Annotated in this window: 14 protein-coding genes; 11 read left to right on the forward strand and 3 right to left on the reverse strand. The window is 40.8% G+C overall.

All coding sequences use genetic code 11. From position 1 onward, the window contains the following. Nucleotides 1-148 precede the first annotated feature (148 nt). Entirely contained in the window at nucleotides 149-922 is a 774-nt protein-coding gene (locus tag Q4550_RS07660) for an SDR family NAD(P)-dependent oxidoreductase (RefSeq protein WP_303531440.1), read from the forward strand. A 94-nt stretch (nucleotides 923-1,016) separates the two neighbouring features. On the opposite strand, the gene Q4550_RS07665 is transcribed toward Q4550_RS07660, so the two are convergent. After that, nucleotides 1,017-1,568: a hypothetical protein gene (locus Q4550_RS07665; protein ID WP_194221529.1), complete on the reverse strand. Its 552-nt coding sequence runs from the start codon at nucleotides 1,566-1,568 to the stop codon at nucleotides 1,017-1,019. A gap of 196 nt (nucleotides 1,569-1,764) precedes the next feature. Between Q4550_RS07665 and dat the strand changes: the two genes are divergently transcribed. From dat to Q4550_RS07685, 4 genes are all read left to right on the forward strand, one after another. Continuing rightward, nucleotides 1,765-2,586, forward strand: coding sequence for a D-amino-acid transaminase (gene dat, locus Q4550_RS07670; RefSeq protein WP_306558396.1), 822 nt, complete (start codon nucleotides 1,765-1,767; stop codon nucleotides 2,584-2,586). 212 nt (nucleotides 2,587-2,798) lie between these two features. After that, nucleotides 2,799-4,286: a degradosome RNA helicase CshA gene (cshA, locus tag Q4550_RS07675; RefSeq protein WP_242057383.1), complete on the forward strand. Its 1,488-nt coding sequence runs from the start codon at nucleotides 2,799-2,801 to the stop codon at nucleotides 4,284-4,286. A 213-nt stretch (nucleotides 4,287-4,499) separates the two neighbouring features. Beyond that, complete coding sequence (locus Q4550_RS07680; RefSeq protein WP_303531445.1) at nucleotides 4,500-8,123, forward strand: dynamin family protein; 3,624 nt, start codon at nucleotides 4,500-4,502, stop codon at nucleotides 8,121-8,123. A gap of 3 nt (nucleotides 8,124-8,126) precedes the next feature. After that, nucleotides 8,127-8,942: a sulfurtransferase gene (locus tag Q4550_RS07685; protein WP_303531446.1), complete on the forward strand. Its 816-nt coding sequence runs from the start codon at nucleotides 8,127-8,129 to the stop codon at nucleotides 8,940-8,942. A 40-nt stretch (nucleotides 8,943-8,982) separates the two neighbouring features. On the opposite strand, the gene Q4550_RS07690 is transcribed toward Q4550_RS07685, so the two are convergent. Continuing rightward, nucleotides 8,983-10,140, reverse strand: coding sequence for an aminotransferase A (locus tag Q4550_RS07690; protein WP_303531448.1), 1,158 nt, complete (start codon nucleotides 10,138-10,140; stop codon nucleotides 8,983-8,985). Nucleotides 10,141-10,489: 349 nt separating this feature from the next. Beyond that, on the reverse strand, nucleotides 10,490-11,941 hold the full coding sequence (locus Q4550_RS07695; protein WP_303531450.1) for a PucR family transcriptional regulator: 1,452 nt from the start codon (nucleotides 11,939-11,941) through the stop codon (nucleotides 10,490-10,492). A gap of 132 nt (nucleotides 11,942-12,073) precedes the next feature. Here Q4550_RS07695 and Q4550_RS07700 point away from each other — a divergent pair, with 132 nt between their 5' ends. The 6 genes from Q4550_RS07700 (at nucleotide 12,074) to Q4550_RS07725 (ending at nucleotide 18,448) form a co-directional block, all read left to right on the forward strand. Then, nucleotides 12,074-13,447, forward strand: coding sequence for an aspartate aminotransferase family protein (locus Q4550_RS07700; RefSeq protein WP_303531451.1), 1,374 nt, complete (start codon nucleotides 12,074-12,076; stop codon nucleotides 13,445-13,447). 18 nt (nucleotides 13,448-13,465) lie between these two features. Then, on the forward strand, nucleotides 13,466-14,158 hold the full coding sequence (locus tag Q4550_RS07705) for a CoA transferase subunit A (RefSeq protein ID WP_303531453.1): 693 nt from the start codon (nucleotides 13,466-13,468) through the stop codon (nucleotides 14,156-14,158). Continuing rightward, nucleotides 14,128-14,790, forward strand: a complete 663-nt coding sequence (locus Q4550_RS07710) for a 3-oxoacid CoA-transferase subunit B (protein WP_303531455.1) — start codon at nucleotides 14,128-14,130, stop codon at nucleotides 14,788-14,790. Before Q4550_RS07705 ends, Q4550_RS07710 begins: the two co-directional genes overlap by 31 nt. Next, entirely contained in the window at nucleotides 14,787-16,037 is a 1,251-nt protein-coding gene (locus tag Q4550_RS07715) for a peptidase (protein ID WP_303531457.1), read from the forward strand. Before Q4550_RS07710 ends, Q4550_RS07715 begins: the two co-directional genes overlap by 4 nt. Nucleotides 16,038-16,165: 128 nt before the next feature. Next, nucleotides 16,166-17,020 carry a putative beta-lysine N-acetyltransferase gene (ablB, locus tag Q4550_RS07720; protein ID WP_303531459.1) on the forward strand — a complete coding sequence of 285 codons (855 nt, stop codon included), beginning with the start codon at nucleotides 16,166-16,168 and terminating at the stop codon, nucleotides 17,018-17,020. Between the two features lie 42 nt (nucleotides 17,021-17,062). Beyond that, entirely contained in the window at nucleotides 17,063-18,448 is a 1,386-nt protein-coding gene (locus Q4550_RS07725) for a sigma-54 interaction domain-containing protein (RefSeq protein ID WP_303531460.1), read from the forward strand. Nucleotides 18,449-18,561 lie beyond the last annotated feature (113 nt).

Consider the following 18,561-nt stretch of genomic DNA (forward strand, 5'->3'; position numbering starts at 1 on the left):
TTTCCTATACATATTTTTCTAAATGCCGTGAAGGATTACTATAATTTTATTATGTGAACATATAACTTGCAGGAGTTTTCTTTTTTTTAGAGAAACCTCTTTAATGTAATTCTTCGTCAAATGGGTATTTATTAAAGGAGGAAAATGATTGACTTACTTACCATCATTTCATTTATCGAATCAAGTTGTCGTTGTTACTGGAGCAGGGAAGGGGATAGGGAGAGCACTAGCTATCGGAGCGGCCGAAGCAGGAGCGGACGTTGCCATTATTGCTCGAACAGAAGCTGATCTCAAAGAAACGGCAGGCCTTATTCGTGATGTCGGAAGAAAGGCATACCCAATTCAAGCTGATATAACACAATATAATGAAATCGAACAAGCGGTCCGACAAATCAAAAACGAAGCAGGGAAAATGGATGTACTGATCAACAATGCTGGGATGAACATTCGTTCGAGAGCAAGTGAAGTGACTGAACAAGAATGGGTGCAAATCTTTCAAACGAACTTGCAAGGCGCTTTTTTTATGTCGCAACAGTGTGCTGAAGTGATGAAAGAAAATGGTGGAGGGAAAATGATTAATATCTCTTCAGTAGGCGGTCACATGGCTCTAAGGACAGGGGTCGTCTATGCAGCTACGAAAGCAGGAATGATTCAAATGACCAAAAACCTTGCGCTTGAATGGGCAGAGGATAGCATTTCCGTAAATGCGATTGGACCGTGGTATTTTAAGACGCCGCTTACGGAAAAATTATTAGAAGACAAACAATATCTTAAGGAGATCCTTGATCGAACGCCAATGAACAGAGTAGGTGAACTAAAAGATCTCGTCGGGGCAGCTGTTTTCTTATCCTCTGAAGCTGCAAACTACATAACAGGACAAACGTTGTTCGTAGACGGTGGGATGACAGTTTATGGATTCTAATTAAAAGTATTGTTCGTGAATAATGGTTATGTTTTGAAGGCTTCTCGCACTTAGCTAATAAAAAAACCGTTACAATACGTAACGGTTTTTCCGATTAATCGACTAAGTCAGCTGAGAAACTAGGAGCTGTCAGTCCAGCATCTTCGTAGACAGTAGCCATTTTTTCTTCGAAAGAAGCGAATTGAGCGTCTGATTCTTCATACGTTGCTTCCGGGTCATCTGAAAGATTCGCTGCTCTTGTTTCATATGATTTTGCTAACTCTTCTAAAGCAGCTTCAATATCACTCTTGTACGTTTCAAGTTCAGCAGGAATTTCGATTGCACGCACATCTTCAGCAACGGTCTTTGCAGCTGATTCTGCATCAGACTTCATCGTTGCAAGCTCTTCATCAGAAGGCTTTTCTTCAGCGACTTTAGCTGCTTCAAATTCATAAATTGGTGAATCGCTTTTGTTTACAGTTTGAATTAAGTTCAATTGAAAATCGAGCAGATCACTTTTTACATCTGATTCATTTGCACTGCTTGTTTCTTCTGAGCTTTCGGAATTAGTAGTAGCGTTAGAATCGTTCTCATTGGAAGCACCATTGTTACTACAAGCAGCTACAAATACAAATAGCAGCATCACGAGAGGTAAAAATCTTTTCATTCAAAACCCTCCTAATTTTTAGAAAAATCATCTTACGAGTACAAATTTTAGTTTATTAGGAAGGTTTTGTAAACTACTAAACTACTATTTGGCATAAAATGTAATAAGTAAAACTATTCAGACAAATGTGTTCATAGTCAGTACTTAAAATATGTTAAGGTAGAGAAGGAGAAAATAGAAGGTAGGAGTGAGCGTATTGATATTATTTAATCAGGATTTGATTACAAGAGAGCAGGCAACCATTGATATTGAAGATCGTGGTTATCAATTTGGAGATGGTGTTTACGAAGTAATCCGTATTTATAACGGAAGCTTTTTTGAGTTGGAAGCTCACCTGGAACGTTTAGAACGAAGCGCGAGCGAGATCAAGATTTCTTTACCGTTTACTCAAAAAGAAATCCAGGAAAAAATCGAGCAGCTTGCGGCTGCTAATCGGCTACATAGCGGGCACGTCTACATGCAAGTAACACGAGGTGTAGCTCCACGAAATCATCCTTTCCCGGCAAAATCAGACCCTGTGCTTGTCGCTTATACGAAAGAATATGAGAAAGAACCATCACGCGCACCAGGGAAAGCGATCTTTATGGAAGATATTAGATGGTTAAGATGTGATATTAAAAGCTTGAATTTACTTGGGAATGTATTGGCTAAACAATCTGCAACGGAGCAGAACGTTGACGAAGCAATTTTTCATCGTGGCGACTTGGTAACTGAAGGAAGTTCTACGAATGTGTTTATAGTGAAAAATAACATCCTTTATACTCATCCAGCAAACAACTTTATTTTAGAAGGGATTACGAGACGAGTTATCCTTTCGGTTGCTTCTGAACTAGGTATTCAAATAAAGGAAGAAGCGTTTACAAAGCAGGAGCTGCTTGAAAGTGATGAAGTTTTTATTTCTAGTACAACCCAAGAAGCAAGACCAATTGTTGAGGTGGATGGCCGGCAGATTGGGAACGGAAAAGAAGGTGAGATAACCTCATCCCTTCATGCTAAGTTTGTTAGTCGTCTGTCATAACAAGAAGGTGTTGTTAAAATATTTTTAGTGTGCGCAGTTGAAATTTGCGCATATTAATGGTACTGTTATCTTTGGCTATATGTGAAAGAAGAGTTGCTTGTTCCGAGCGTTTTCCAACATTAGGGAAATGCTTTTTTTGAACACTATCAGGAGATTTTTCTCCCGTCTATAGCATTTAATGCATTTTAAAAGTAAAAAGGAGTTTTTAAAAGTTGAAAAAATTTCAAGATCTAGGTTTAAGTAATACGCTGCTAGAAGCAGTTAATCAAATGGGATTCGAAGAAACAACACCAATTCAAGCAGGTACGATTCCTCTAGCGCTTGAAGGCAAAGACGTTATCGGTCAGGCTCAAACTGGTACTGGTAAAACGGCTGCTTTTGGTATCCCAATGATTGAAAAGATCGACACTTCTCTATCTCATGTACAGGGAATCATTCTTGCGCCAACACGTGAGCTTGCTGTACAGGTTGCAGAAGAATTGAACCGTATTGGTCAAGCAAAAGGCGTGCGTGCCCTTCCTATATATGGTGGACAAAGCATCGTTCACCAAATCAAAGCACTTAAAAAGAGACCTCAACTAGTTGTTGCGACTCCAGGGCGTCTTATCGACCATATGGAACGTAAAACAATCCGTCTTCAAGAAGTATCTTTTGTTGTCCTTGATGAAGCAGATGAAATGCTTAACATGGGCTTCATTGAAGATATCGAGAAAATTCTTAAAGGTGTTCCAGATAAGCGTCAAACGCTTCTGTTCTCTGCTACAATGCCGAAACGTATCGCGATTCTTGCAGAGAAATTCATGAGCAACCCTGAAACAGTTAGAACGAAATCAAAAGAAATGACTGTTCCATCAATTGAACAGCATTACTATGAAGTTCGTGATTCTAAGAAATTCGATATTCTTTGTCGCCTTCTTGATACTCAGTCTCCTGAGCTTGCAATTGTGTTTGCAAGAACTAAGAAACGCGTTGATGAAGTATCTGAAGGTCTTAAGAAACGTGGATATATGGCTGAAGGAATTCACGGTGACCTTCCACAGGGTAAACGTGATCAGGTTATTAAACAGTTTAAAGACAGCACAATCGATATCATGGTAGCGACAGACGTTGCTGCACGTGGTCTAGACATCAGTGGTGTTACACACGTTTATAACTTTGACATTCCTCAAGATCCTGAAAGCTACGTTCACAGAATCGGTCGTACTGGCCGTGCAGGTAAGTCAGGTCTTGCTTCGACGTTTATTACTCCACGTGAGTACGATCACCTTAAAGTAATTGAGAAAATTACGAAGAAGTCTATGCAAAAACGTACGATCCCAAGCTTTGCTGAAGCAATGGAAGGCCAGCAGCAAATGGCGATTCAACAGCTTCAAAGTACAATTGAAGAGCAGGATCACTCAGTATACCGTTCATCAGCTGAACAACTTCTTGATGATCACGATTCAGTAACGCTTCTTTCTGCAGCTCTTAAGTTGCTAACAAAAGAGCCGGATACAACTCCGGTTAAAATTACTGAAATTGCACCACTTCGTGCTAAAAAGGCTCATGGCCGTGGCGGCAGTGGCGGTGGAAACCGCAACCGTAACCGCAGTAATGATCGCGGAGGCCGTAAAGGTGGAAGCGGTGGCGGATATCGCGGAGACCGCAACAGCGGTGGCGCTAACAAGCGTCGTAAGTTCAACGACAAAGGAAATAAATAAGATATATGTAGAAGTCGGGAGAAATCCCGGCTTTTTTTATGTTGATTTTTGCTACTGACCCTTGGAAGCTGGGCTTTTGATATTAGCCATATATTCTTTTCTTGATGGTTTTACCGTGTTCATCCTAGAGTTTATTTTTTATATTGCTGGGAAAAATCTACTGAAAGCGTTATTCTAAGAGGGACACTATTTACGGAAAGGCAGCGGGATACTATGAAGCATGATCACCAGTCACACACAAAATTAAAAGAGGACGTGCTGTTTGAACGTCTTGCACTAATTGAAGAAGAGTTAGAGGCTTCGGAAGCATCGAAAATCAAACAACTAATCGACAAGTTGTTGAGTGGTGAACAGCACTTCCTTTTCTCGGGCCATTTTTCTGCAGGGAAATCTTCATTAATAAATGCGTTATTTCAATCTAACCTTTTACCGTCAAGTCCCATACCGGCGAGTGCTAATACGGTTCGTATCCGTTCAGGTGAACCAGGCGCTTCCGTTCATTTCTTAAATGGAAAGAAAATGATTTTTAAAGCGCCGTATGATATTGATCAAGTAAAAGGGTATTGCTTGAACGGAGAAGAGGTCGAGCGCGTTGAATTGTCTGCTCCATCTTCTTTAGAAGAAGACGTTATTTTCATTGATACTCCTGGTATTGATTCGACAGATGAAGCGCATAGGCTTTCGACGGAATCTTCGATGTATTTAGCTGATGTAGTTTTCTATGTGATGGATTACAATCATGTTCAATCTGAAGTGAACTATCAATTCATCCGGGAACTTTATCGTCAAAATAAAAAAATCATCTTAATTGTGAACCAAATTGATAAGCATCATGAATCTGAAATATCATTCTCTTCATTTCAGAAGTCAGTGGTCGAGCCTTTTGAAACGTGGGGGATGTCTCTTGAATCCTTTTTCTTTATCTCATTACACGATTACGATCACCCCCATAATCAGTTTCATCAGTTGAAAACATACATTGACGGACTTTCAAGAAAAACAGATGAAGCCAAAGTGAAGCGGATTTTTAATGCAGCAAGAGAGCTATTGGATGATCTGAATCACGTAGATCCTCATAACGACGAAGTAGAAGAAGCTTATGAGCAGATGAAAAACAAGCTTGCATTTTCAAAGGAACGCGTTGATTTAATTGATCAGGAATTTCAGACTGAAGCGGCGGCTATCCAAAAAAGTGCAATTTTAATGCCGTATGAAGTGAGAGAAGCAGGACGAGCGTATCTTGAATCTCTTCAACCTGACTTTAAAGTAGGATTTGTATTTCGTGATAAGAAAACTCAGCAAGAACGAACGGCGAGGTACGAAACTTTCATTGCGGGTTTAAAAGAACAGGTAAAGTCACAACTAGAGTGGCATTATCAGCAGCTATTACAACAGCTAGTTTCGACAGCTGAATTAAAAGACGTATCATCTTCTCTCATTGATCAACCATATGAAGTTGATTTTTCAGTGATACAAGAAGAAGCTAACAAAGGAAACGGTACAACAGGAGAAGCAGTTCTTCATTATACTGAGAATATCGCTTATCGCTTGAAGACACAGGTCAAGCAGCAAGCAGAACAAAGAAAGGACAAGCTTGTTGATCAAGTCAATTTCGACCACGATAGGCAGGCTGAGGAGCTTAAGCAGTCATTCAAATCTCAAGTTGGAGAAGAGGATGCGGAAACATTCTTATCAGAGCTGGAAGCTGCTAGTGAGAATATTGAAGAGCTTTGGTCTATTTTGGAGGGGAGCCGTGATGAAGAGGCTCGACGTGCGTTAGACGAATTTAAGAAAAGGTACACGCAAACGGAGGATGTTACTGTCGTAGAGTCGACCAAAAGCGATAGTGGGCAACAGCGTAAGCAACAGGAGCCTGAAGAGGTTGTTTCACCAGAAAATCAAACTTCTCTTCCTGATCCCGAAGCGACTAGTATGGCCCTTCAAAGAATGGCAGATGAATTAGAGGATCTTCCTGGTTTTGACTATACGAGACAAAACTTGATCAAGCGTGCAAATAAATTATCAGAAAAGTCATTTACGGTCGCATTGTTTGGTGCCTTTAGCGCTGGGAAATCCTCTTTTGCCAATGCGCTCATTGGCGAAAAAATACTGCCTTCTTCTCCAAATCCAACAACGGCTACGCTTAATCGTATTTGCCCGGTAACAAAAGACCATGCTCATAAAACGGCGATGATTTATTATAAATCGGAAGAAGAACTTTTGGAGGATTTGAATCATTCCCTTTCTTATTTTGGTGAGCAAGCTTTTTCATTAAGGGATTGTCTGCAAATCATTTCACAGGGGAAATTGTTTAAGCGAGAGTCTTCTGCAACGAAACCTCATGCTCTTTTCTTAAGAGCTGTACTTGAAGGTGAAGCTGAGTTAGCATACCTCGGTAAGGAACGTGAAGTCACACTGGATGACTATGAAGATATGGTCGTAAATGAATCAAAAGCGGCCTTTGTTGCTTCTATCTCGCTATATTATGATTGTACTTTAACACGAGAGGGAATAACGCTTGTAGACACTCCAGGAGCTGATTCCATTAACGCACGACATACGGGTGTAGCGTTTCAATATATGAAAGCAGCCGATGCTATTCTTTACGTCACCTATTACAATCATGCATTTTCAAAAGCAGATCGAGAGTTCCTCATTCAGCTTGGACGAGTGAAAGACGTGTTTGAGATGGATAAAATGTTCTTTCTCCTTAATGCATCTGATCTTGCTGCAAACGAAGGAGAGCTCGAAATCGTACTTGATCATGTCACAAATCAGTTACAGCAGTACGGTATTCGTTATCCTGCACTTTATCCTGTCTCAAGTCTTGCAGGAATGCTTGCTTCTGAAGAGAAAGTAAGTGAAAAAGAGGCTAAGTTTCTTGCTGCGTTACCAGAAAAATTAAGACAAAAAGGCGGTCTTAAGCGGTTTGAATCACGTTTCTATCATTTTATTCGCAAGGATCTTTCAAAAATGGCAGTGGAGTCCAGCTTAACTGAATTAACAAGTGTGATGAGCGAAATCGAGCGCTGGATCGAGAACTTTGAATTAAACGCGAGTGAAAAAGAACAGCAGATCACAGAGCTTCGCAATCAGAGTGACGAAGTAAATAGGAAGATTAATCACTATTCCAACAATGCATCTGAAAAGCTGATCAAACAAGAATTAACAGAACTTGTTCATTATATTCCTCAGCGTCTTTTTTATCGATTTAATGATTTCTTTAAGGAAGCCTTTAACCCATCGACTATTCAAGGGCGTGAAGGACTGCAACGTGCTTCAGAAACGCTGGTTGAGGATATTGAACAAGATTTATTACAGGAGCTAAGGGCAGCTTCTCTTCGAATCGATCGATTTATGAAGCGAGAAATTCAAAAGAGTGAGAAAGAAATACAAAAGCTTATTCGAGAAATGCTATCTGATTTTCATTACAGCAGTCTACCTGATCGGGACATGGAAACCCCGGAGTTTGATGAGTCTCTTACCGCATGGATAGCAGTTGACCATGTATTAAAGCACTCTCGTAGCTCCTTTAAATCTTCGAAGCAATTTTTCGAACAGAGTGGAAGAGATAAGCTTCATGATGAGTTGAAAAGTGAGTTTCAACTACCTGTTAATAACTATTTGAAAACAGAACATAAAGTGATTGAAGAGACGGCTACGAATTTCTTTGATCAATTAATTGGAGAGGTAAAAGACGAAATGATGCAAGAAGTTACATCATATGTCAAGGCCAGAACAACGATGCTAACAAGCGATATTTCAAAAGATTTCCTTGAAACAAAGCGAAATAATGCTTTCGAAATTCAAACAAAGCTACTGTCGGAGGGAGAATAGGAAATGAAGAATCTTGTTTCAATTGAATGGCTATCAGATCATTTGTATGATGAGCAATTAGTGATTGTGGACTGTCAATTTGAACTTGGCAATCCAGAAAACGGTTATGATTCCTATTTAAAAGGCCACATTCCAGGAGCGCAGTATGCTGATCTCGAAAAAGATTTATCTGGTGAAGTTGGAGAGCATGGTGGAAGACACCCTTTACCTGATCAAGAACAGCTCCAGACGCTCGTTGAAAGGCTAGGGATTGAGCAGGATTCGAAAGTGATTCTATACGACCATGAGTATGGTGCTATGGCAGCAAGATTATGGTTTCTACTCGGATTTGCTGGACATAAAGCGCGTGCTGTTCTTGATGGGGGTCTCCAAGCTTGGAGAGGGGAGGGGCATAAACTTGAGACGAAAGTTCGTCAAGTAACTCCTTCATCGTATCCTATTAGTCTTGATAAATCGATGATTGTTTCTATGAATGATGTGAAGCAGGCGCAGATAGAAGGGCGCACGATTATTGATTCGAGAGCAAGCGAGCGCTATTCTGGAGAGGTAGAACCTATTGATCCTAAAGCAGGTCATATTCCAGGCGCTATCAATTACTTTTGGAAGAATAACCTTAATGAAAATAAAACATGGAAAGACCCTGAAGAGAGAGTAGGGGAGAAAGAGCATGGTCATGAACCCATTGTTTACTGTGGTTCTGGTGTGACTGCTTGTGTTAACCTGCTTGCTTTACAAGAGGCAGGGGTTCATGCAAAGCTTTATCCTGGAAGTTATAGTGACTGGATATCTTATGAAGAAAATCGAATTGAAACAAAATAAACGAAACGCCAGCCCTTACGAGGGCTGGCGTTTATTCATTCTATCTAAGGGTGTGGATGAACTTTTCTAAGCGATCCATACCTTCTTTTAGTACATCAAGTTTATAAGCGAATGAAATTCTTACATAGCCTTCGCCAAGTGATGAAAAGGCGCTTCCTGGTACAACTGCTAAATTACCTTCTTTTGCAAGTTTCATTGCAAAGTCAAATGAAGATAAGCCGAACTCCTGAATGGAAGGCAAGATATAGAAAGCACCGTCAGGCTTGATTGGAGATAACCCCATACCAACTAATCGATCATAAACATAATTCATTCGTTCTTTGTAAGCAACTCGCATCTCAATCGAGTCTTGCAATCCATTCTGTAACGCTTCTAGAGCGGCGTACTGAGATACTGATGAAGCACAGGAGACATTATACTGATGAACTTTCAAGATATGCTGGCATAGTTCTACCGGGGCGAAGAGAAAGCCGATGCGCCATCCTGTCATAGCGTGAGATTTAGATAGTCCATTGATTACGATCGTTTTATCACGCATGCCATCAAATTGAGCGATCGAAGAATGATCACCTGAAAAGTTAAGCTCTGAATAAATTTCATCAGATAAAACAAAAATGTTTTTAGCTTTAAGTAAATCAGCAAGATCGGCTAATTCATCATAAGACATCGCAACACCTGTAGGGTTAGATGGGGAAGGCAGAATAATGCATTTTGTTCGCTCTGTTAGGGCAACTTCAATTAGGTCGCGCGTCATTTTGAATCCGTTTTTAGTTGTATCGACGTGTACTGGAGTTGCTCCACATAATGTAATGATTGGCTCATAACCTGGATACACAGGACCTGGCAAAATCACTTCGTCACCTTCAGTGAGAAGTGTTCGAAGTGTCACGTCAATTGCCTGACTTGCTCCTGAAGTGGTAATGATCTCCGATTCAGCTTGGTAGTTAAGATTGTATTTTGATTGTAGAAAATGAGCTGCTGCCTTTCGGAGTTCTAGGATGCCGGCATTATGAGTATACGTTGTTTTGTTTTCACTAATAGCGGCTTGAGCTGCTTCCTTAATATGAGCTGGTGTCTCAAAATCAGGTTGGCCAATTGTTAATGAAATCATGTTCTCATAATCAGCTACCATATTAAAAAAAGTTCGAATCCCAGAAATCTCAATTTCCTTCACGCGAGGGTTTAATAAATGCTCCATAGGTCTGTCTTCCTTTCCGTCTCTTCTTCTCATAAACATCATTGTAGCATAATTTCTATATTATCGTCGAAATGAAGATGTTCTGTTTATAAACGCATGAAACCTCTGAAAATTCCAGTGTTGATAACTTTGGTAACTATTGATAATATAGGCTTTCTGACACTTATCAACAGATGATTTCGTATACCCGCCCCTGGTATATTTTAAATACATGGGGGTATAGGTGCCGCAGGTGGGTTACCCACAAAATTCTGTGGATAACCAATATTCAGATAATTTTCTTCTGAATGGGTCTTCGCTATCACCTCAATAAAAAACAGCTTCCCTATTTTAATAGGGAAGCTGTTTTTTAAATAGCTGGAAGAATGCAATCGGTCCGATAGGCAAGTAGAGCAAATTGAAGCTGCATGCGCTGATCATATGCGTATATATCAATACCGGTGAGCTTTTCTAATTGTTTGATTCGATAGTTTAGTGTATGCCTATGAATAAATAATTTGTCAGCTGTACGGTTAATGACAAGGTTGTTTTCTAGAAAAGATTCAAGTGTCTTCATTAGCTGAGCCTGGTGCTTTCGATCATAGTCAACTATTGGTGATAGAAGAGGTGAATAATAGGGTGAAAGATCTTCGCCATTTTCTTTTAATCGAATGAATAACTGATAAGCACCCAGGTCAGCGAAGGATAGACGATGTTCGTTTCGATATTTAGCAAATTGATGTGCAACCGTAGCTTCTTTAAGGGCTAGTTCAAGGTGGCGTATGCCTATTTTGGTCATGCTGAATCCAATGATAGAAGAGCTCATTCCATCCTTGAAGGGAATCGTGTCACCTAAGAGAAGCGCAACAATATGATCCATCTTCCTCTTTATTATACCTTTCGTTCTTGTTTCGATTAATTGCTGCTGACAGTCTTCCTCGAGTTTTGTAAGGTTAGATGATGAAAGAACTGCGATTGTATTCGAACCGGTTAGATCATAGCCCATTTCTTTGCTCTTTTTTAATATCAATTTCTCGTCTTCGTAGGATTGGGAGAATAAAATATCAAGAAAATCAGCTTCGATCTGAGATCTAGTATCTTCAATGATACGTAGTTTTAGAAATTCAATCGCAAAAATATTAGCCGCATGTTTTAAAGCAAGGTGATCGAGTGCAGTGAGTGGTGTTGGTTTCTTGATATGAATTGTTCCAATTGCTTTTCCTTCGGTTTTGATCGGATAGAATTCATCGGTAGAATCATTTTGATTCGTGAGATAAGTCTCTGCTAAAAGAGCATTATCCGCATGATAAATTGAAACAGTGCAGTTTAGTAGTTTCGATAGTGCATCAGTGATAGCTGAAAAGCCAGCATTTTTAATAACAAGTGACGTTAAGTCGTCCTGAATACGCTGAGCCTGCGTAAGAATGGAAAGTTGTTTATTAACGAGCTGTTCCAAAATGCTTCTTGTAACCATTGAGAAATTCATCGTTCTCGGAATTTCAAGAAGCGGTAATCCGGTTCGGTTGGCTGCTTCGATGATCGCAATCGGAACCACGTCTAGATAAAATCCAGTATGAATGGCAAGGGCAGATAGCTGTCTGTTCGAAAGGGCTTCAATGAGTTTCGTATAAGAATCGGATTTCTCGTGCCATCCGTATGCCGTCGTTATTAAAAACTCCCCTTCATGAAGCCGTGTCATATCTTCCATTACTTCCACGATTGTTAACCATTTAATATCTCGGTCAATTCCTTTTTTTCCAGCAATTAATTTAATTCCACTCATCTCAGGTAGCTGTAAGGCTTCTCGAACTGATAGTCCCATAGGCGTCCCTCCGTCTCTTCTTATCCAAAGCGTACAACAAAGTCAGAATTTTTTGTAGATGATGTGGGATAGAATTTTGGTTCATTTCAACATAGGCTATACATATAGACAAAAAAGTGAGGTGTCGATTAGGTGATAAGTAAAAGAACCCACTTAATAAAACCTTTATTAGGAATGGATTATGCCTTTATTTCTCATGGAAAAGGGATCTATTTATATGATGAGGATGGTCATGCGTTTATTGATGGTTGTTCAGGTGCTGTGACGGCAAATATCGGCCACGCCGTTCCTGAAATTAAGGAAGCGATGGTAAAGCAAGTCGATCAAGTATCGTTTGTTTATCGCTCTCAGTTTACGAGCTCGTCTGCAGAGCTTCTTGCTGAAAGACTATGTCGCAATGCTCCAGGTGATCTGGACTGGGTGTTTTTTGTGAACAGCGGATCAGAAGCATTAGAAACCGCTTTGAAAATAGCCGTTCAGTATTGGCAGGAACTGGGTCGGCCAACGAAGAACAGAATCATATCGAGGTGGATGAGCTATCACGGGATTACGATGGGTGCCCTTTCAATGTCCGGTCATGTCATACGTCGGAATCGCTTTAGCGCGATGTTAGAACATTATCCAGAACTCTCTCCTCCTTATTGTTACAGATGTTCCTACAATGAGCACTGTCCGAATTGTTCAAAGCACTATGCGCTAGAATTTGAAAAAACGATTCAAAGACTTGGGGCAGAAACGATTGCAGCGTTTGTTTGTGAACCTATCATTGGTGCAGCTGGGGGTGCGGTTGTACCACCTGATTCCTATTTTAAAGAAATGAAAGCCGTATGTGAGCGCTATGATATTTTGTTTATTGCAGATGAAGTTATGACAGGGGTCGGTAGAACAGGGAAAATGTATGCAATGGAACATTGGGGTGTCGCACCAGATATTTTAGCACTCGGAAAAGGTATGAGCGCAGGTTATACACCGATGGCAGCTACCCTTGTATCTGATCGGATTATATTGGAAATTGAACGCGGATCCAAAGTTGTGCTAAGCGGTCATACGTTTAGTGCCAACCCACTCTCATCTGCTATATGTCTCGCTGTTCTTGACTATATAGAAGAAAATAATCTTGTGAAAAACGCCGAAGAAAAAGGAGATCTTCTCTTAAATGGATTAAAAGAGCTTCAATCGATTTATCCTTTTATTGGTGATGTAAGAGGTAAAGGGTTATTAACAGCGATTGAATTTGTTCAGGATCAACTGACGAAAGAGCCGTTCTTGCTACAGAACGAAGTGACAAATCGTTTTATCAGAAAATGCTATGATTCCGGTTTACTCGTTTACACGGCTGCTGGGGGATTGAATGGGATAGCGGGTGATTCAGTCATTGTGGCACCACCTCTAATCATTCAAGAAAATGAGGTTCATCTCCTTCTGAATAAGCTGAATCAAGCATTAGCTGAATTGGAGAAAGAGCTTACAATAGAAGGCATCTATAGTAGACGATCGATAAGCTGATGAAAGGATGAGAAATCCGTGAGAAGTAAAAGATGCGCATTGTCAGAGCTCGATCTATTAAGAGATAACATGACGATAATGTGTGGTGGATTTGGTGGAGTAGGTTCACCTCCTACACTTATTCAATGGATTCTTGATTCTGGTATTAAGAATATAACGCTCATTTGTAACGATGCTGGCTTCCCGTGGATCGGACCTGGAAAGCTCGTCACTGAAAAAAGAGTTTCAACACTTATTGCATCTCATATTGGCTCAAATCCTGAAGCAGGAAAACAAATGCATAACGGAGAACTTTCCGTTCAATTCTACCCGCAAGGAACGCTGGCAGAAAAGATTCGCGCTGGGGGGATGGGGCTTGGTGGTATTTTAGTAGACGTAGGGCTTGGAACATCTATTGAACACGGAAAGGAAAAGACAATCGTTCACGGTAAAGAATATATGATTGAACCTGCTCTTACGGCAGATTTATCTATTATTGCCTGCAAACGTGCTGATCCATATGGAAACCTAATCTACGATCAGAGTGCACGGAACACTAACCCACTTGTCGCCCAAGCAGGTGATGTTACTATCGCTGAATCTGTTGAAATCGTACAAACAGGTGAGCTAGATCCAGAGGAAATTATCACTCAAGGTGTTTTCGTTGATCACGTCATTGAAAGCAAGGGAGTTGATTGGAAATGGGTATGGGAGCTGAAGCGAGAAAGTTAATAGCACAACGTGCTGCTCGTGAAGTTACGTACGGCATGATGGTTAATCTTGGGATCGGTATTCCTACGCTTGTAGCTGACTTTATTCCAAATTCCCTCGATGTGATGTTGCATACGGAAAATGGCATCTTAGGAATGGGGGGGAGTCCTGAGCAAGGTAAGGAAGATGGAAATCTATCTAACGCCGGGGGATATCCTGTTACCATTCAATCGGGTGCTTCATTTTTTGATAGTGCAGAAGCGTTTGGAATGGTTAGGAGGGGACATCTCGATTTAACGATTCTTGGCGCACTTGAAGTGAGTGGAAGAGGAGATATCGCAAATTGGATCGTACCTGGAAAACGAGTGCCTGGCATGGGCGGGGCTATTGATCTCGCTCAAAAAGCTAAAAAGGTGATTGTATTAATGAGTCATACAACAAAAGATGGGCTGCCCAAAATTGTCAAAGAATGTTCTCTCCCTTTGACGGTAAAAGAAGGTGCACACATGATTATTACAGAGAGAGCTGTTATGCGAATTGATCAGGGAGAGATTTTTCTTCTCGAAGTGATGCCTGGTTATTCTGTTGACGATGTAATAGGCGCTACTGAAGCGGATGTAAATGTTGATCATGTGGGGAGGCGGACCTCATGAAAGAAGAAATATACAAATGGATGATGCATCATCGGGACTATGGGGTAGAAATGCTTCAACGCTTTGTTCGTTGTGATAGCGTGCAAGGAAACGAGGCAAATGTGCAAGACCTTGTTCAGTCAGAACTTCATCAACTCGGAATGAAAATAGATCGGTTTACTCCTGGAGACGAAACCCTTAATCATCGTGCATTTTGTGCGAATCGAACAGATTTTACACAAAGCCCTAATGTTGTAGGTGTGTGGAAAGGTAAGGGAGGTGGTCGTTCACTCATATTGAACGGTCATATTGACGTTGTCCCCCCTGGAAATAGAAGTGACTGGGAGTTAGAACCTTATAGTGGGGAAGTAAAGAACGGCAGGCTGTACGGTAGAGGGGCAACCGATATGAAAGGCGGAAATACGGCGATGCTTCTTGCCTTAAAATGCCTTAAAGATTTGGAGCTTCCTCTAAATGGCGATCTGATCTTTGAAAGCGTAGTGGAAGAAGAAAGTGGGGGAACAGGTACACTTGCGGCAATTGAACGAGGTTACCGTGCTGATGCCGCTCTTATTCCAGAGCCGACGAAGATGAAAGTGTTCCCTAAGCAGCAGGGATCAATGTGGTTTCGTATCACCGTATCAGGGCGCGGTGCACACGGTGGTACGCGTTATGAAGGAGTATCTGCTCTCGAGAAAAGCGTTTCGGTAATTAAAGCCATCCAATTATTAGAGGAACAGCGCAATAATCGAATTACAGACTCTTTATATGAAAACATTCCGATCCCTGTTCCGATTAATATAGGGAAAATTTCAGGTGGAGATTGGCCATCGTCTGTTCCAGATCAAGTAGTTTTAGAGGGAAGAATGGGTGTGATTCCTGGAGAAGAGCTTGATGACGCAAAGCTTGACATGCGCAGAGCCCTGGAAGCTATTGAAGATGATTGGCTAAAGGATCATCCAGTTGAGATCGAGTGGTTTGGAGCAAGATGGCTGCCTGGAGAAGTTGATGAAGATCATCCGCTAGTGGGCGTAATTCGCCGTCATTACGAAGAAGTCACAGGGAAAGCTCTCGTTATCGAAGCTTCACCTTGGGGGACAGATGGGGGATTGCTACAAGAAGAAGGGAATACGCCATCGATTATTTTCGGTCCAGGAGAGACAGCGGTAGCGCATTTTGCAAATGAATACATTGAAATTGATCAAATGATGCTTGCGGCAGAACTTTTTGTGCACATCATACTAGAATGGTGTGGCCAGTATAAGTAGGAGCGGCTATGCCGTTCTTTTTCATGTGGTTCTTTCACTTTGTTTTTTTAACATAGCTTACCTTTAGGAAGGAGTTTACAAAAGAAAGAAGAACTACTGATTTAAGACATGTAATGAGGGGGAGGTTAATGGGAGATAAGCGAATTGAAGCGGTTGAGCATTTTTATAAAGGAAGCGATTATATCTTTACCTGTACGTTTGATACATTTAATGAACGCATTCGTATTGATGTTTATGATGGAAGCGTTCAAGCAGTTATCGCTCATATTCAAGAAGTGTTTACGAGCGAATATTCAAAGTGCATTGTAAAAGTGAAGAGTGAAGATGTTTCCTCCTTTCTTTCAATTGGCTATACCTACGAAGGAAAGATTCGTTTCTATTTTTCTGGTAGTGATGCTCATCTCATGACGAAGTATCGAGCGAATTGGCGTCGAAATAGTGAGTCTTGGGTAGATGAAGACAAGTTATTAATGGCTGTACAAAACAAGCCTCTTACTTCTCTCAAAGGAACCCCTCCTATGCGAATTGGTATTGAAAGTGATGCTGAAGCACTAGCGAAATTATATCAAACTGTGTTTTCGGTCTACCCAACCCCAATGGATGATCCTAGTTACATTAAGAAAGCTATGAAGAGTGACACGATTTTTTATGTAATGGAAGATCAAGGAATAATCAAAAGTGCCGCCTCAGCTGAAGTGAATCGTACGTATAGAAATGCCGAGATGACGGATTGTGCAACCCTTCCTGAATATAGGAAAGGTGGAACAATGCGTCAACTAATTCTTGCTTTAGAAACGGAATTGTTAAAGCAAGAGGTATACTATGCTTACTCGATCGCGAGGAGCCTTTCTTTTGGAATGAATGCTGTTTTTCATCAGCTTCACTATGAATATGGTGGACGTCTTGTAAACAATGTGAAGATCTATAAAGATTGGGAAAATATGAATCTATGGAGCAAAACGCTTCTAAGAAGTGCCGAATAATCAGCACAGATAGATGAAAATCCGGCATAAAGGAGGAGGTCTATGAGAGAAACGATCCCACTTACGGATGGAATGTTTGAAGCGATCCTTGAAAGTATTGATGAAGGGATTCATGTCGTTGATAATAGAGGTATGACGATCTATTATAATGAAATTGCTGCCAAGCACGACGGATTGCAAGTAGATGATGTATTAGGGACGCACTACCTAGAAGCATTTCCATCACTCTCCAAAGAGACGAGCACACTATCTCATGTGTTAACGACAAGAAAGCCAATTTTTAATAAAGACCAAACTTACAGAAATATGAAGGGGCATCTGATCTCGACGATAAATACCACACTACCTATCGTTGTGAATGGGCACTTAGAAGGAGCCGTGGAAATTGCTCGAGATCTTTCGCGTATCAAAATATTGTCTGATAAGGTTATGGAATTACAATCTAAAATAAATCGAAAGACGGTCAAGGAGTTCGACAACGGCACTATCTATACATTTGAGCACATTCTAACGAATGATCCCGTTTTTATAAAGGTAAAGGACCGAGCTCAAAAAGCTGCCGTTCTTCATTCTCCAGTTCTTGTCTATGGTGAGACTGGCACTGGAAAAGAACTCATTGTTCAAGCGATTCATAATGCTTCTAAGCGGGTGGGACCATTTATTGCACAAAATTGCGCCGCCTTACCTGCATCGATTCTTGAGTCGATTCTTTTTGGTACATCCAAAGGAAGCTTTACAGGTGCTGAGGAGCGTGAGGGATTATTCGAATTAGCTAATGGCGGTACTCTTTTTCTTGATGAGATTAATTCGATGCCCATTGATGTACAAGCAAAGTTGCTTCGGGTTTTAGAGGATGGTGTCATCCGCCGAGTTGGAGCAGGAAAGACGAGAAAAGTGGATGTCCGAATCATAGCTGCAATGAATGAAGAACCGGAATCTGCTCTTGAGGCAAAGAGGCTTCGTGTTGATTTGTTTTACCGTTTGAATGTAATTTATCTTAGATTACCACCTCTTCGAGAACGAAAAGAGGATATTTCTAATCTCATTGCTCATTTTATTAAGAAATACAACGATAAATTTCATAAAAACATAAGAGGAGTCGATCAGAAGTCGGCAACGCTGCTCTCTTCGCGTCACTGGCATGGAAATGTTCGGGAGCTTGAGCATGTGATTCAATCGGCCATGAATTTCGCAGAAGGTAATACATTAACCGTCGACGATTTTGAGGTGCTTCTTCCAGAAAATCAATCTCATGTAACGGCACCACTCCGCGACGTTTTATTAAAAACGGAATATAATTTAATAAAACAAGCCATGAATATCAGCCAGGGGAATGTGAAAAAAGCTGCAGAGCAGTTAGGCATCCCCAGACAAACATTACAATATAAACTTTCTAAACACCCACTAAGCCAGAGTGCTGAATATTGAGCACAGCTGGCTTTTTATTGTGGAAATAAAGGAAGGGAGTGGACGAGTAGGGATCTAAGTTGTAACCGTAATAGACTTATCCTATAAGCGTCTTGATCCCACGATAAACTAAA

It is taken from the genome of Anaerobacillus sp. 1_MG-2023 (assembly GCF_030547345.1).
In the GTDB taxonomy this organism is placed as follows: domain Bacteria; phylum Bacillota; class Bacilli; order Bacillales; family Guptibacillaceae; genus Guptibacillus; species Guptibacillus hwajinpoensis_B.

What these genes read in the sequence shown, in the direction of transcription:
- Q4550_RS07680 (WP_303531445.1), top strand. Translation starts at nt 4,500, where the DNA reads ATGAAGCATGATCACCAGTCACACACAAAATTAAAAGAGGACGTGCTG.
- ablB (WP_303531459.1), top strand. Translation starts at nt 16,166, where the DNA reads ATGGGAGATAAGCGAATTGAAGCGGTTGAGCATTTTTATAAAGGAAGC.
- Q4550_RS07665 (WP_194221529.1), bottom strand. Translation starts at nt 1,568, where the DNA reads ATGAAAAGATTTTTACCTCTCGTGATGCTGCTATTTGTATTTGTAGCT.
- Q4550_RS07685 (WP_303531446.1), top strand. Translation starts at nt 8,127, where the DNA reads ATGAAGAATCTTGTTTCAATTGAATGGCTATCAGATCATTTGTATGAT.
- Q4550_RS07715 (WP_303531457.1), top strand. Translation starts at nt 14,787, where the DNA reads ATGAAAGAAGAAATATACAAATGGATGATGCATCATCGGGACTATGGG.
- Q4550_RS07725 (WP_303531460.1), top strand. Translation starts at nt 17,063, where the DNA reads ATGAGAGAAACGATCCCACTTACGGATGGAATGTTTGAAGCGATCCTT.
- Q4550_RS07690 (WP_303531448.1), bottom strand. Translation starts at nt 10,140, where the DNA reads ATGGAGCATTTATTAAACCCTCGCGTGAAGGAAATTGAGATTTCTGGG.
- Q4550_RS07710 (WP_303531455.1), top strand. Translation starts at nt 14,128, where the DNA reads ATGGGTATGGGAGCTGAAGCGAGAAAGTTAATAGCACAACGTGCTGCT.
- Q4550_RS07695 (WP_303531450.1), bottom strand. Translation starts at nt 11,941, where the DNA reads ATGGGACTATCAGTTCGAGAAGCCTTACAGCTACCTGAGATGAGTGGA.